The sequence below is a fragment of the Streptomyces hyderabadensis genome (assembly GCF_020404845.1).
Classification (GTDB): Bacteria; Actinomycetota; Actinomycetes; order Streptomycetales; family Streptomycetaceae; genus Streptomyces; species Streptomyces hyderabadensis.
The window spans coordinates 1-13,897 of record NZ_JAIOJZ010000037.1 but is presented as its reverse complement, the minus strand read 5'-3'; the positions used below and the strand labels follow the sequence as shown (position 1 = coordinate 13,897).

Annotated in this window: 12 protein-coding genes and 1 pseudogene; 6 read left to right on the top strand and 7 right to left on the bottom strand. The window is 73.0% G+C overall.

Going from position 1 to position 13,897, the window contains the following annotated elements:
- Positions 1–79: 79 nt before the first annotated feature.
- Positions 80–1,345: a glycoside hydrolase family 18 protein gene (locus tag K7854_RS25320; RefSeq protein WP_226028847.1), complete on the bottom strand. Its 1,266-nt coding sequence runs from the start codon at positions 1,343–1,345 to the stop codon at positions 80–82.
- Between the two features lie 369 nt (positions 1,346–1,714).
- On the opposite strand from K7854_RS25320, the gene K7854_RS25315 reads away from it, so the two are divergent.
- Entirely contained in the window at positions 1,715–2,890 is a 1,176-nt protein-coding gene (locus tag K7854_RS25315) for an acyl-CoA dehydrogenase family protein (protein ID WP_226028846.1), read from the top strand.
- Here K7854_RS25315 and K7854_RS25310 read toward each other — a convergent pair.
- Together K7854_RS25310 and K7854_RS25305 are read right to left on the bottom strand one after the other, a co-directional pair.
- On the bottom strand, positions 2,853–3,170 hold the full coding sequence (locus K7854_RS25310; protein WP_226028845.1) for a hypothetical protein: 318 nt from the start codon (positions 3,168–3,170) through the stop codon (positions 2,853–2,855). The two genes, K7854_RS25315 and K7854_RS25310, sit on opposite strands and share 38 nt — an antisense overlap.
- Positions 3,171–3,332: 162 nt before the next feature.
- Positions 3,333–3,770 (bottom strand): hypothetical protein, encoded by a 438-nt coding sequence (locus K7854_RS25305; RefSeq protein ID WP_226028844.1) that lies wholly within the window; start codon positions 3,768–3,770, stop codon positions 3,333–3,335.
- Positions 3,771–4,047: 277 nt separating this feature from the next.
- Here K7854_RS25305 and K7854_RS25300 point away from each other — a divergent pair, with 277 nt between their 5' ends.
- The 4 genes and pseudogenes from K7854_RS25300 to fxsA all read left to right on the top strand — a co-directional run bounded on the left by K7854_RS25300 (position 4,048) and on the right by fxsA (position 8,395).
- Positions 4,048–4,488, top strand: a complete 441-nt coding sequence (locus K7854_RS25300) for an Lrp/AsnC family transcriptional regulator (RefSeq protein ID WP_019983923.1) — start codon at positions 4,048–4,050, stop codon at positions 4,486–4,488.
- Positions 4,489–4,599: 111 nt separating this feature from the next.
- On the top strand, positions 4,600–6,204 hold the full coding sequence (locus tag K7854_RS25295) for an amidohydrolase (RefSeq protein ID WP_226028843.1): 1,605 nt from the start codon (positions 4,600–4,602) through the stop codon (positions 6,202–6,204).
- 525 nt (positions 6,205–6,729) lie between these two features.
- A pseudogene (locus K7854_RS25290) lies at positions 6,730–7,518 on the top strand (polyprenol monophosphomannose synthase); the annotation flags it as partial.
- A gap of 289 nt (positions 7,519–7,807) precedes the next feature.
- Positions 7,808–8,395 (top strand): FxsA family membrane protein, encoded by a 588-nt coding sequence (fxsA, locus tag K7854_RS25285; RefSeq protein WP_226028842.1) that lies wholly within the window; start codon positions 7,808–7,810, stop codon positions 8,393–8,395.
- A gap of 90 nt (positions 8,396–8,485) precedes the next feature.
- Here fxsA and K7854_RS25280 read toward each other — a convergent pair whose 3' ends face one another.
- The 4 genes from K7854_RS25280 to yczE all read right to left on the bottom strand — a co-directional run bounded on the left by K7854_RS25280 (position 8,486) and on the right by yczE (position 11,999).
- Positions 8,486–8,860, bottom strand: coding sequence for an RNA polymerase-binding protein RbpA (locus tag K7854_RS25280; RefSeq protein ID WP_003977404.1), 375 nt, complete (start codon positions 8,858–8,860; stop codon positions 8,486–8,488).
- A gap of 277 nt (positions 8,861–9,137) precedes the next feature.
- Positions 9,138–10,496 carry an MFS transporter gene (locus tag K7854_RS25275; protein ID WP_226028899.1) on the bottom strand — a complete coding sequence of 453 codons (1,359 nt, stop codon included), beginning with the start codon at positions 10,494–10,496 and terminating at the stop codon, positions 9,138–9,140.
- A 55-nt stretch (positions 10,497–10,551) separates the two neighbouring features.
- Entirely contained in the window at positions 10,552–11,319 is a 768-nt protein-coding gene (locus tag K7854_RS25270; RefSeq protein WP_226028841.1) for a glycerophosphodiester phosphodiesterase family protein, read from the bottom strand.
- Entirely contained in the window at positions 11,316–11,999 is a 684-nt protein-coding gene (yczE, locus tag K7854_RS25265) for a membrane protein YczE (RefSeq protein ID WP_226028840.1), read from the bottom strand. The genes K7854_RS25270 and yczE overlap by 4 nt, the downstream gene beginning before the upstream one ends.
- Before the next feature lie 100 nt (positions 12,000–12,099).
- On the opposite strand from yczE, the gene K7854_RS25260 reads away from it, so the two are divergent.
- Entirely contained in the window at positions 12,100–13,599 is a 1,500-nt protein-coding gene (locus tag K7854_RS25260; RefSeq protein ID WP_226028839.1) for an SCO1417 family PLP biosynthesis transcription factor, read from the top strand.
- Positions 13,600–13,897: the final 298 nt, after the last annotated feature.

Genomic DNA, 13,897 nt, shown 5'->3' with positions numbered 1-13,897 from the left:
GCACGTCTGGCGACGCCTGACGAGGGGGCTCAGACCGAGCCGGTCTGAGCCCCCTCGCCCCCCGTGTGCGCCGGGTGGTTCAGTCGATCGCCTTGATCAGCTCACCGTTGGCGGTGTCGCCGCTCAGCTCCCAGAAGAAGGTGCCGCCGAGACCCTGCTCGTTCTTGTAGGCCATCTTGGTCGCGATGGTCTGCGGGGTGTCGTAACTCCACCAGTCGCTGCCGCACTTGGCGTACGCGGTGCCGCCCACCGTGCCGGTCGCCGGGCAGTTGGTCTTCAGCACCTTGTAGTCCTCGATGCCGTCCTCGTACGTGCCCTTCGCCGGGCCGGTCGCGGTGCCGCCCGGTTCCGCCTGGGTGACGCCGGTCCAGCCGCGGCCGTAGAAGCCGAGGCCGAGCAGGAGCTTGGAGGGTGGGATGCCGAGCCCCTTGAGCTTCGCGATCGTCGCCGAGGTGTGGAAGTCCTCCTTCGGGATGCCCGGGTAGGAGGTCAGCGGCGAGTGCGGAGCGGTCGGCCCGGTGGCGTCCCAGGCCCCGAAGAAGTCGTACGTCATCGGGTTGTACCAGTCGACGTACTGGGCGGCGCCCGCGTAGTCCGCCGCGTCGATCTTGCCCCCGGCCGTGGCGTCGGCCGTGATCGCGGCGGTGACCAGGTAGTCCTGGCCGAACTTGGCGCGCAGCGCGCTCATCAGCTTCGGGAAGGCGTCACGGCCGCTGGTGTCGCAGCTCAGGCCGCAGGCGTTCGGGTACTCCCAGTCGATGTCGATGCCGTCGAAGACGTCGGCCCACTTGGAGTTCTCGACCAGGTCGTAGCAGGACTGGGCGAACGCCTCCGGGTTCTGTGCGGCCTGCGCGAAGCCGCCGGACCAGGTCCAGCCGCCGAACGACCAGAGGATCTTCAGGTCGGGGTGCTTCTGCTTCAGCTTGAGCAGCTGGTTGAAGTTGCCCCGCAGCGGCTGGTCCCAGGTGTCGGCGACGCCGTCCACGGAGTCGGCGGCGGTGTAGGCCTTCTCGGTCGCCGCGTAGGCGTCGCCCATGGCGCACTTGCCGCCGGTGACGTTGCCGAACGAGTAGTTGATGTGGGTGAGTTCGTCGGCGGAGCCCGACGACTCGATGCTCTTGACGTGGTAGTTGCGGTCGTAGACGCCCCATTCGGTGAAGTAGCCGACGACCTTGGACCCGGCCGCCGCCTGCGTGGCCGGTGCCTCGGCCGGCACGGCGGGTGCCGCGGCGTCGGCCGAGGCCGGGCCGGCACCGGCCAGCAGCCCGGCGCCGAGGGCGAGGGTGCACAGGGCGGAGAAGAGCGTCCGGTTGGGGCGGACGCGGGGGAGGTGCGGGACGTGCATCGGGTGTCTCCTCGTGGGGGGAAGAGGGAAACGCGCGCCGATTGGCATGAACGCGGTGAGGCGTTCGATCCGTCACCGTAGGAGGACTAGACCAGTGTGGTCAATGGTTCGGACCATCCTCGGGTTCCGCGGCGGGAATCTCGGCCCGGCCGGCCCGGTCGGGGCCCGTTCTCCGAATTGTTCGAGTAAGCGGTCGTTAACTGGTGACTCCGTGCCTCCGATCGGGCATACTCACAGCGCACAGCCGCTGGTCAGCCGCTTCCGCGACCCGGGAGTGCGAGCATCGGCCAGGCCCGAACGACCCGGCGGAACCGCCTCCACCCAAGGCGCACGGCCGCCGATGTGCCCGACAGGGAGGAGAGCGTCGACATGCCCGACCGCGCCCCGCAGCCGGTGGACCGGCAACTGCCCACGGACGAGGCCCGGGACCTGATCTCGCTCGTCCGCGACATCGCGCAGCGCGAGATCGTCCCGAGCGCGGCCGAGGAGGAGGACACCGGGCGCTTCCCGCGCGAGGTCTTCACCCTCCTGTCCGACTCCGGCCTGCTCGGACTGCCCTACGACGCCGAGTTCGGCGGCGGCGAGCAGCCGTACGAGGTCTACCTCCAGGTCCTGGAGGAGCTGGCCGCGGCCCGGCTCACCGTCGGGCTCGGCGTCAGCGTGCACACGCTCGCCTCCTACGCACTGGCCACCTACGGCACCAAGGAGCAGCAGGCCGAGCACCTGCCCGCGATGCTCGGCGGCGGACTGCTCGGCGCCTACTGCCTCTCCGAACCCGCCTCCGGCTCCGACGCGGCCTCACTGCGCACCAAGGCCGTGCGCGAGAGCGGCGGAGACTGGGTGCTCACCGGCACCAAGGCGTGGATCACGCACGGCGGCATCGCCGACTTCTACACCGTCATGGCGCGCACCGGAGCGGACGGACCACGCGGCATCACCGCCTTCCTGGTGCCCGGCGACGCCGAGGGCCTGAGCGCCGCGGTGCCGGAGAAGAAGATGGGGCTCAAGGGCTCGCCCACCGCGCAGGTTCACCTGGACGGCGTACGGGTACCCGACGCCCGCCGTATCGGCGACGAGGGGCAGGGCTTCGCGATCGCCCTGTCCGCACTCGAATCGGGCCGGCTCGGCATCGCCGCCTGTGCGATCGGCGTGGCCCAGGCGGCGCTGGACGCGGCGGTGTCCTACGCGGCCGAGCGGCGGCAGTTCGGCAAGCCGATCGCCGACTTCCAGGGGCTGCGCTTCATGCTCGCCGACATGGCGACGCAGATCGAGGCCGGGCGTGCCCTCTACCTGACGGCGGCGCGACTGCGGGACGCCGGACTGCCGTTCGCCAAGCAGGCGGCCATGGCCAAGCTGCACTGCACCGACACGGCGATGCGGGTCACCACCGACGCCGTGCAGATCCTCGGCGGGTACGGCTACACCGCCGACTTCCCGGCCGAGCGGTACATGCGCGAGGCCAAGGTGCTGCAGATCGTCGAGGGCACCAATCAGATCCAGCGGATGGTCATCGCCCGTCACCTCGCGGGTCCCGAGGAGCGGTGAGGTCGGCGGCGACCGCGAAGTCGCCGCCGACACGGAGGTCGCCGGTGGTGAAGAAGTCACCCGTGGCGAAGAAGTCGCCGAGCCCGCGCGGGGGTTCCGCGAGCCTGACCCACTCCGGGTCGTGGCGCCCCGGCAGGGTGCGGCCGCCGTCGGCCCAGGTCCGCATCAGCTCACGGTAGATCGGCGGGTCGGGGATCTGCGGGGCCGGCGGGACCGGTCCCGCGGACACCGGTACGAACACGCGGCGCCGACTCCCGGCCGACGAGTACGTGGGGGTCATACCAGGGCAACGCGGCGAAGTGCGGACAGGTCACCGGCGGACGCAATCGAGAGTGAGTTCGTGTGCGTCCGCCGCCGACCGCGCCACGGCGTCCTGCGGGCCGTGGCGCCGTGGGATGACGGGATGGAGTGGGCGAGCCCCTGGAGCCGGGGCCCGGGCCGCTCAGGCCGCTTCGCGCCGCATCGTCGGCATCCGCATCGGACGCGAGCCCGGGCCGCCGACGTGGGAGAAGGGCTGGGTCCGCCAGTCGAGGCCCCGCGGGAGCGTCAACAGCAGGGCGGTGTCCTGCTCGTAGGGCTGGAACGACTCGTCCGCGGGGCGCGCCTCGGTGGCCCGGCGGCCGGTGCCGGCGCAGACCGTGAGCCCGAACGGGTCCCACGGTGAGGCGCACAGCGCGTGCTCCGGAAGCGTCTCCTCGTCCGCCAGCAGGGCGATGGGCTGTGCGCAGTCCGGGCACAGCACCCGGTACATCTCGAAGGTGTCGTAGGCGTCGAGTTCCTCGTCGTCGAAGGCGTCGGGTTCGACGCCCTCCGATACGGGCTCGATGACCGGCTGCCGGCGCTTGGACGCGGTACGACCAGGGCGCTTAAGACTCTGCATGGGATTCTCCCCCTCGGGCTGGGCCGTGACGGCACTGCGGCCTCGACCACAGCAAGCACTTCCCGTCCCCCCTCCGGGGTAATCACGAGAACATCACGGAGAACGTTCAACCAGTGTGGTCTTCGTCACATGCCGCTCGCAGATGCCCCGTGCGGAGGGTTTGTCCCCGCTCGGCCGTCGTCCGACGCCCCGTGACACCCCGTCACATCACGAACGGGGCATGACCGGGGCTTCGCTGGTATCCGAGGAGATCAACCGCACTGTAGGTTCTTGCGCCATGGAGGAGCTGGACCGACAGATCGTGCAGCTGCTCGTCAAGGACGGGCGGATGAGCTACACCGACCTGGGCAAGGCCACGGGCCTGTCCACGTCGGCCGTGCACCAGCGGGTGCGGCGGCTGGAACAGCGTGGCGTCATCCGCGGGTACGCCGCGGTCGTCGACCCGGAGGCCGTCGGGCTGCCGATGACCGCGTTCATCTCGGTGAAACCGTTCGACCCCAGCGCCCCCGACGACATCGCGGACCGGCTCGCCGGGGTCCCCGAGATCGAGGCCTGCCACAGCGTCGCCGGTGACGAGAACTACATCCTCAAGGTCCGGGTGGCCACGCCGCACGAGCTGGAGGAACTGCTCGCGCGGGTCCGCTCCCTCGCCGGTGTCTCGACGCGTACCACCGTGGTCCTCTCGACGCCCTACGAGTCCAGGCCGCCGCGGATCTGACGCCGCCCGCGTCGACGGTCCCCGTGCGGGCGCGCGGGCGTGCGGGGCCGCGGCCGCCGCCCGGCCGCCCCGGCTGCCGGGCGGCCCCGGCCAGGGGCGAGACTGGTGTCCATGAGTGAGTCCACCACCCCGCCTTCGACCGTCCTGCTGCGCCGCGGCGAGGTCCACAGTCCCGCCGACCCCTTCGCGACGGCCATGGTCGTCGAACGCGGCCAGGTCGCCTGGGTCGGCTCGGAGGGCGCCGCGGACGCCTTCGCGGACGGGGTCGACGAGGTGATCGACCTGGACGGCGCGCTCGTCACCCCGGCGTTCACCGACGCACACGTGCACACCACCGCCACGGGTCTCGCCCTCACCGGGCTGGACCTGTCCGGCGCCCCGACCCGCGAGGCGGCCCTCGCCCTCGTACGGGACTTCGCCGCCGCCCGTCCGGACGACCGGGTGCTCCTGGGCCACGGCTGGGACGCCGCCCGCTGGCCGGACGGCCAGCCTCCGACGCGGGCCGAACTGGACGCAGCGACCGGCGGCCGACCCCTGTACCTCAGCCGTATCGACGTCCACTCGGCCGTCGTCACCACCGCCCTGCTCGACCTGGCACCCGGTGACCTCGACCGCGCGGACGGCCCGCTCACCGGCGACGCCCACCACGCCGTGCGCGCCGCCGCCCTCGGGGCCGTCACCCCCGCCCAGCGTGCCGGGGCCCAGCGCGCCGCCCTCGCGCACGCCGCCTCCCTCGGTATCGGAACCGTTCACGAATGCGCAGGCCCGGAGATCTCCTCCGAGGACGACCTCACCGGCCTGCTGCGCCTGTCGGCCGAGGAGCCCGGACCGCGGGTGATCGGCTACTGGGCCGAACAGGACGTCGACAAGGCGCGGGAGCTGGGCGCCGTCGGGGCCGCCGGAGATCTCTTCGTCGACGGCTCCCTCGGCTCGCACACCGCCTGCCTGCACCAGCCCTACGCCGACACCGGCCACACCGGCACCGCACACCTGGACGCCGCCGCCGTCGCCGCACACGTCGTCGCCTGCACCGAGGCCGGCCTCCAGGCGGGCTTCCACGCCATCGGCGACGCCGCCGTGACCGCCGTGGTGGAGGGGGTGCGGGCCGCCGCCGACAAGATCGGCCTCGCCCGGGTGCGCGCCGCCCGCCACCGGATCGAGCACGCCGAGATGCTCACCCCCGAGACGGTCGCGGCCTTCGCCGAACTGGGTCTCACCGCCTCCGTCCAGCCCGCCTTCGACGCGCTCTGGGGCGGCGCGGAGGGCATGTACGCCCGGCGTCTGGGTGCCGAGCGGGCCCGCACGCTCAACCCCTTCGCGGCCCTGCTGCGCGCCGGCGTGCCGCTCGCCTTCGGCTCCGACAGCCCGGTCACGCCCCTCGACCCGTGGGGCACCGTCCGGGCCGCCGCCTTCCACCACACCCCGGAGCACCGGGTCTCCGTCCGGGCCGCGTTCACGGCGCACACGCGCGGCGGCTGGCGGGCGATCGGCCGTGACGACGCGGGTGTCCTGGTGCCGGGCGTGCCCGCGGACTACGCCGTGTGGCGGACCGGCGAACTCGTGGTCCAGGCCCCGGACGACCGGGTGGCGCGCTGGTCGACCGACCCGCGCTCCGGCACCCCCGGCCTGCCCGACCTCACCCCCGGCCGGGACCTGCCCGTCTGCCTGCGTACCGTGGTGGGCGGCCGGACCGTCTTCGTACGGCCGGGCGAGTGATCTCCACGGCCGACGGGGCGATGATCTTCGCACGGCCACGACCTGCGCCTCCTCGGCGCTGACCTGCGCATTGACATCAAAGGCGCAGGTCGAACGACTGTTGACAGGCGGCGGCGGGGGGCCGGTAGGTTCGGCCGGGTCCACCACCGGACGCCCGACCGGGGAACCTTCCGCACACGCGTCGCGGCGCCGCTGAGTCAGGGACGGTGTGCCGCACCGGGACGCCGCCACTGGGAGCCAGGCTCAGTGCCCGCACCGCGACGAGGGAACGTTCCGGCCGGTCGGCAGGTGTGACCCGGGTGGGGCCCGGGCGCTCAGTAGACAACGGCCTGGGCCGACCCGCAGCCGGCGGGTCCCGGGCCGGCCCGAAGGGCGCCGGGCCCCCATCCGTCGCACAAACGGCCTGAATCGGCCATCCCTACCCCGGTTCCGGGAAAACGACACCACCGGACGACCGTCCTGTCACGTCGGCGCAGGCCGCGGCGATTATGGTGGTGCTCTGTGTACGGACACGAAGGGGCAGTGGTGAACGACGGCGACGGGACCCCCGCGGCTGCGGCGCGGGAGAGGCGGTTCGGCCCCCTGGGCACGGCCCTGGTGATCATCCCGACCTACAACGAGGCGGAGAACATCAAGGCGATCGTCACGCGCGTGCGCGAGGCCGTCCCCGACGCGCACGTTCTCGTGGCCGACGACAACAGCCCCGACGGCACCGGCAAGCTCGCCGACGAACTGGCGGCCGGTGACGACCACGTCCAGGTCATGCACCGCAAGGGCAAGGAAGGACTGGGCGCCGCCTACCTCGCGGGCTTCCGCTGGGGCCTGGAGCACGGCTACGGCGTGCTGATCGAGATGGACGCCGACGGCTCCCACCAGCCCGAGGAACTGCCCCGGCTGCTGACCGCCCTCAAGGGCGCCGACCTCGTGCTCGGCTCCCGGTGGGTGCCCGGCGGCCGGGTGGTGAACTGGCCCAAGTCCCGCGAGTTCATCTCGCGCGGCGGCAGCATGTACTCGCGGATCGCGCTCGACCTGCCGCTGCGCGACATCACCGGCGGCTACCGGGCCTTCCGCCGCGAGACCCTGGAGGGGCTCGGCCTCGAGGAGGTGGCCTCCCAGGGCTACTGCTTCCAGGTCGACCTCGCCCGCCGCGCGATCAAGGCCGGGTACCACGTCGTGGAGGTGCCGATCACGTTCGTCGAGCGGGAACTCGGCGACTCCAAGATGAGCCGCGACATCCTGGTGGAGGCCCTGTGGCGGGTCACCACGTGGGGCGTCGGGGAGCGGGTCGGCAAGGTCCTGGGCCGCGACAGGCGGCCCGGCCCGGCGGCCGAGGGACAGACGGCTGCCGGTGGCGACGCGTCGGCGAAGGCCGGTGACGTGTCGGCCGAGTCCGGCGACGTGGCAGCCGGGTCGGGCGGCGCGTCGACCGAGACCGGTGACGCCTCGGCGAAGGCCGGTGGCGAGTCGGCGAAGCCCGGTGAGGCGTCGGCCGGGCCCGGTGACGCCTCGGCGGCGTCCGGAGACGCGTCGGCGAAGGCGTCCGACGCCAAGGCCTGACCGCCCTCTTACGCCGCACTGAGCCGGGGCCAGGCACACTGGGGGTATGATGACAGGCGCTCAGACCCCCAGGTCCCCCGCCCGGCCTCCGCGCTCCCGGCTGCGCACGTTCCTGCCGCTGGGCGTCGCCGCCTGGCTCGTGCTGGAGATCTGGCTGCTGACCGTGGTCGCGGGGGCGTCGAGCGGCTTCGTGGTCTTCCTGCTCCTGGCCGCCGGCGTGATCCTCGGCTCCGTGGTCATCAAGGCGGCGGGCCGCCGGGCCTTCCGCAATCTCACGGAGACGCTCAACCAGCAGCAGTCGGCGATGCGGTCGGGCCTGCCGCCCGAGTCCGTCCGTCCGAACAGCGAGGGCAACGGCCTGATGATGCTGGGCGGGCTGCTCCTGATCCTGCCCGGTCTGATCTCGGACGCGCTGGGCCTGCTCATGCTGCTGCCCCCGGTGCAGAAGGCCGTCAGCCGCTACGCCCAGCGCACGGTGGAGCGCAAGCTCCGGGACGCCGGCCCCGGCACCCTGGGCGACGCCTTCCGCCAGGCCCGGATGCACCGTCCCGACGGCAAGGTCGTCCAGGGCGAGGTCATACGCGACGACCCGGACGACGCCCCGCAGGACCCCCGCCCTCCGCTGACGCGCTGAGCCCCGGGACACGACAAAACCGCGGGTGCCGTACATGACGCTCATGTACGGCACCCGCGGTTGTTCGCTCGTGTCGCCTACGGTCTCCCGCTACGCACTCTTGCGGCTGTCTCGCGGATGGACCGCGATGTTCATCGCGCCGGAGCGCAGAACGGCCAGCCGCTCCTCGAGGACCTCTTCGAGCTCCTCGCGGGTGCGTCGCTCCATCAGCATGTCCCAGTGCGTACGCGCGGGCTTGGCCTTCTTCTCCTCAGGGCCGTCGCCGTCGACCAGGAGTGCCTGGGCCCCGCAGACCTTGCACTCCCACTCCGGCGGGATCTCCGCCTCGACCGAGAAGGGCATCTCGAACCGATGGCCCTTCTCGCATGCGTACTCCACGGCCTGGCGCGGGGCCAGGTCGATGCCGCGGTCCGTCTCGTAGCTGGTCACCACGAGGCGCGTGCCGCGAAGAGCTCGCTCACTCATGAATCGTGCCTCCCGGGCTTGTCGCCCACAGGACAGGTGTCGCTGTCGTCGTCATCCGGTCAACGTCCGGGCGGCGGTAAAGATTCCCGTCCCGACTCCCGATCCGGGCCCTGCGTCGCCGTCGCAGCCGCAGCCTTGCAACCAGTGCAGTACCCGCCGACGTCCGGTTTGTCACCTCTGCTGGCAGATGTGACATAGCGATTCGGCACCTTTGACGCGCAGTAACGGTACGCCTGGCAGGCCAAACGCGTACACTACAGCCCTTTCGCGCCGAGTGCTAAATCCTTTCGGGTACCGGATTGCCCGCGTCGCCGATCGCCCGCCGCACCGGGACCCGCGCGAGCAGCACGAAACCGATCACGAAGAAGGCCACCAGCGAGATGATCGCGTCCCGGTAGCTCCCGGTCAGCTGGTAGGTCAGCCCGAAGAGCAGCGGCCCGAGCCAGCTCATCCCGCGGTCGCTCAGCTCGTACGCCGAGAAGTACTCGGCCTCCTTGCCCGGCGGGACCAGATGGGAGAACAGGGAGCGGGACAGCGCCTGGCTGCCGCCCAGGACGAGCCCGATCCCGGCGGCCAGCACGAAGAACCACGCCGGCGCCCCGGCCGGCAGGAAGTACCCGGCCGCGAGGGTCACCGTCCAGGCGACCAGCGAACCGAGGATCGTGCGCTTGGCCCCGTACCTGCCGGCCAGCCGGCCCAGCGCCAGCGCGCCCGCCACCGCCAGCACCTGGACCAGCAGGACCGCCACGATCAGCGTGGACTGCCCGAGGTCCAGCTCCTCGGAGCCGTAGACCGACGCCTGGGAGATCACCGTCTGGATGCCGTCGTTGTAGACCAGGTACGCCAGCAGGAAGGCCAGCGTCAGCGGGCGGCGGCGCATGTCCCGGACGGTCGCCGCCAGCTGCCGGAACCCGGGCAGCGCCGCGCCCTCCCGGGCCGCCGCGCGCCGGTCGCGTAGCCGCCGGAGCGGAATCAGCGCGAAGGCGCCCCACCACAGTCCCGCCGACGCCAGGCAGATGCGGACCGCCGCGCTCTCGCTCAGCCCGAAGGAGTCGTGGCCGGTGTAGAGGACCAGGTTGACGATCAGGACCAGGGAACCGGCCGCGTAGCCGAAGGCCCAGCCCCGGGAGGAGACCGCGTCGCGCTCCTCGGGCGGGGCGATCTGCGGCAGGTACGAGTTGTAGAGCATCATCGCGACCGACTGCGCCGCGTTGGCCACCACCAGGAGCAGGCCGCCCAGCAGATAGCGGTCGCCGTCGAGGAAGAACATGGCCGTCGTGGCCGCGGCGCCGGTGTACGCGGCGGCGGCCAGCAGCGGTTTCTTGCGGCCCGAGCGGTCCGCCGCCGCACCCACCAGCGGCATCACCAGCACCGCCACGATCACCGAAAGCGACACCGAGTACGCGAAGAACGACCCGGCCCGCACCGGTATGCCCAGCGGGTGGACGTAGCCGTCCGGGTCCGCCGCCGACTCGGCGACCGAGGTCAGATAGGGACCCAGGAACACGGTGAGCACGCTCGTCGAGTAGACGGAACACGCCCAGTCGTAGAAGTACCAGCCGCGCTGCTCGCGCCGTCGTTCGGCGGCCGGGTCGGCCCCGCCCGCCGCGTCCGACCGCAGGGTGTCGGTGCCCACCGTGCCCTCGCCTTCCCCGTGCACGCGCACCGTCCCCGGGGCGCGGCCGGGTGGCTCAGCCCCAGACGCCGCGGTCCTCCATGACCTTGCGCAGTGTGTCGATGTGATCGGTCATGATGCCATCCACTCCCAGGTCCAGGAGCCGGTGCATACGGTCCGCGTCGTTGACCGTCCAGACGTGCACCTGCAGCCCGCGCGCGTGGGCGGCGCGTACGAAGCGGTGGTCCACCACCGGGACGCCCGACTGCGCCTCGGGGACCTGCGCGGCCACCGCCGAGCGGCGTGGCGCGGCCGGCAGGCCCCAGGAGCGCAGCCGCAGACCGAGGACGCCCCGGGTGCCGTAGGAGGTGGCCAGGCGCGGGCCCGCGAGCCGCTGGGCGCGGACCACGCGCGCCTCGGAGAAGGAGCCCACACAGATCCGGTCCCAGGCGTCCAGCCGCCCGATCAGCTCCAGGAGGGGCCGCAGCGCGGGCTCCGCCTTCACGTCGATGTTCCAGCGGACCTCGGGGAAGGTCTCCAGGAGTTCCTCGAAGAGCGGCACCGGTTCCGCGCCCGCCACGCGCGCGTGGCGCACCTCGGCCCAGGGCAGGTCGGCGATCCGCCCGGCGCCGTCGGTCACCCGGTCCAGGGTCGCGTCGTGGAAGGCCACGAGCTTCCCGTCCCGCGTGGCGTGCACGTCGGTCTCGATGTACCGGTAGCCCGCCTCGACCGCGCGGCGGAACTGCCGCAGCGTGTTCTCCAGACCGTCCGCGGCCCCGCCCCGGTGCGCGAAGGCGATCGGTCCGGGATGGTCGAGGTACGGGTGGCGTGTCGGCGTGGTCACCGACGCAGTATCGCGCGCCGGGGTCGACCGGCGGCAACCACCGTGCTGCCGTGCGGTGTCGGCGGCACGGCGAAAATGCGCAGGAACACCTGGGCGAGCGGGCCGATCGACACTGCGTAGAGCAGGGTGCCGAGGCCGACCGTGCCGCCGAGGGCGAAGCCCGTCACCACCACGGTGATCTCGACGACGGTCCGCACCAGGCGCACCGAGAGCCCGGTGCGCCGGTTCAGCCCCGTCATCAGGCCGTCACGCGGGCCCGGACCGAACCGTGCGGCGATGTACAGCCCGGTCGCGGCGCCGTTCAGGACGATGCCCGCCACCATCGCGGCGATCCGCAGCGTCCAGCCGTGGGCGTCCGGCACGACGCTCAGCGTGGCGTCCATCGCGGCGCCGATCACCAGCACGTTGGAGACGGTGCCGAGCCCCGGCCGCTGGCGCAGCGGAATCCACAGCAGCAGGACCACCGCACCCACGACGGTCAGCACCACGCCCATCGACAGGCCGGTGTGCTCCGCGAGGCCCTGGTGCAGCACGTTCCACGGTTCCAGCCCGAGCCCGGACCTGACGAGCAGCGCCGAACTCGCGCCGTAGAGCGCGAGTCCGCCGTAGAGCTGGGTCAGCCGCCGCACGAGTCGCCTGGACTGCCTCGGCTGCCTGGACTGCCTGGACTGCCTGGACAAGAGGTCCCCCTGGGTGGTGGTAGTGGCCTGCCACGTGACACCCTGTGGCTTGAGAGGAAGAGTGAACCATGGCCAATTCGGGGAAGGTGGACTGATTTCCATGGCGCAGTGGACCTCGGCCGTGGGGGCCGGGCAGCTCGCGCGGCTGCTCGGCTCGCAGCAGGACCGCCCGGCCGGGCCCGGCACGCGCCGCCCGCCGGCGTACCGCGCGCTCGCCGACGGCATCCGGCTGCTCGTGCTGGAGGGCCGCGTCCCGGTCGCCGCCCGGCTGCCCGCCGAGCGGGAACTGGCCCTCGCCCTGACCGTCAGCCGCACCACCGTCGCCGCCGCCTACGAGGCGCTGCGCGCCGAGGGCTTCCTGGAGTCCCGGCGGGGCGCGGGCAGCTGGACCGCGGTCCCGGCCGGGAACCCGCTGCCGGCCCGCGGACTGGAGCCGCTGCCACCCGAGGCCCTCGGCTCGGTGATCGACCTGGGCTGCGCCGCGCTGCCCGCGCCCGAGCCCTGGCTCACCCGGGCGGTGCAGGGCGCCCTGGAGGAACTGCCGCCGTACGCGCACACCCACGGCGACTACCCGGCCGGGCTGCCCGCGCTGCGCGCGATGATCGCCGAGCGCTACACCACCCGGGGCATCCCCACCATGCCCGAGCAGATCATGGTGACCACGGGGGCGATGGGCGCGATCGACGCCATCTGCCACCTCTTCGGGGGACGCGGCGAGCGCATCGCCGTGGAGTCCCCCTCCTACGCCAACATCCTCCAGCTGATGCGCGAGGCGGGGGCCCGGCTGGTCCCCGTGGCGATGGCCGAGGGACTCACCGGCTGGGACGTGGACCGCTGGCGCCAGGTGCTGCGCGAGGCGGCACCCCGCATCGCCTACGTCGTCGCCGACTTCCACAACCCCACCGGCGCGCTCGCCGACGACGACCAGCGGCGGCGGCTGGTGGACGCCGCCCGGTCCGCGGGGACCGTACTCGTGGCCGACGAGACGATGAGCGAGCTGTGGCTGGACGACGACGTCGAGATGCCGCGCCCGGTGTGCGCCTTCGACCCGGCCGGGTCCAGCGTGATCACCGTCGGCTCGGCGAGCAAGGCCTTCTGGGCCGGGATGCGCATCGGCTGGGTGCGTGCCGCGCCCGACGTGATCCGCAGCCTGGTCGCCGCGCGAGCCTACGCCGACCTCGGCACACCGGTACTGGAGCAGCTCGCCGTGAACTGGCTGTTCAGCACCGGCGGCTGGGAGCAGGCCGTGACGGTGCGCCGCGAACAGGCCCGGCAGAACCGGGACGAGCTGGTGGCGGCGGTACGGCGGGAGCTGCCGGACTGGGAGTTCGAGGTGCCCCGGGGCGGCCTCACCCTGTGGGTGCGGACCGGGGGCCTGTCGGGCTCCCGGCTCGCCGAGGCGGGGGAACGGGTGGGCGTCCGCGTCCCGTCCGGGCCGCGCTTCGGGGTCGACGGTGCCTTCGAGGGGTACGTCCGGCTGCCGTTCACGGTCGGCGGCGCGGTGGCCGAGGAGGCGGCGGTGCGACTGGCCGCCGCGGCCCGCCTGGTGGAGAACGGCGGTGTCGGCGGCGGCGAGGCACCGCGGACGTTCGTGGCCTAGGCCTGTCCGGCGGAACGGGACTCGGGGAACCACCGGTCCGTGGGCGTGCCGAGGGGCGGAGCCCGGTGCGTCCGGCCGCCGGGACCGGGACGGGGTCGGCTTGTCGTGCCGATGACGGGCGGTGACGCGGTGGACGCCCCGGCCGGCCGTGTCGGCTGTGCCGACCGGGCGGGGCGGCGTCGGCGGCCGGCGGAGTCGCGCAGGGCGGGCTGCGAGCGCGGGTGTCTTCGCGGGCGCGGTGGCCGCCGGGCCGGCGGGGCGGGCGGGACGCGGGCCGCGACGGATGTGCGAGGGGCCG

What these genes read in the sequence shown, in the direction of transcription:
- K7854_RS25310 (WP_226028845.1), bottom strand. Translation starts at nt 3,170, where the DNA reads ATGACCCCCACGTACTCGTCGGCCGGGAGTCGGCGCCGCGTGTTCGTA.
- fxsA (WP_226028842.1), top strand. Translation starts at nt 7,808, where the DNA reads ATGATGACAGGCGCTCAGACCCCCAGGTCCCCCGCCCGGCCTCCGCGC.
- K7854_RS25280 (WP_003977404.1), bottom strand. Translation starts at nt 8,860, where the DNA reads ATGAGTGAGCGAGCTCTTCGCGGCACGCGCCTCGTGGTGACCAGCTAC.
- K7854_RS25320 (WP_226028847.1), bottom strand. Translation starts at nt 1,345, where the DNA reads ATGCACGTCCCGCACCTCCCCCGCGTCCGCCCCAACCGGACGCTCTTC.
- K7854_RS25260 (WP_226028839.1), top strand. Translation starts at nt 12,100, where the DNA reads ATGGCGCAGTGGACCTCGGCCGTGGGGGCCGGGCAGCTCGCGCGGCTG.
- K7854_RS25300 (WP_019983923.1), top strand. Translation starts at nt 4,048, where the DNA reads ATGGAGGAGCTGGACCGACAGATCGTGCAGCTGCTCGTCAAGGACGGG.
- K7854_RS25315 (WP_226028846.1), top strand. Translation starts at nt 1,715, where the DNA reads ATGCCCGACCGCGCCCCGCAGCCGGTGGACCGGCAACTGCCCACGGAC.
- K7854_RS25295 (WP_226028843.1), top strand. Translation starts at nt 4,600, where the DNA reads ATGAGTGAGTCCACCACCCCGCCTTCGACCGTCCTGCTGCGCCGCGGC.
- K7854_RS25305 (WP_226028844.1), bottom strand. Translation starts at nt 3,770, where the DNA reads ATGCAGAGTCTTAAGCGCCCTGGTCGTACCGCGTCCAAGCGCCGGCAG.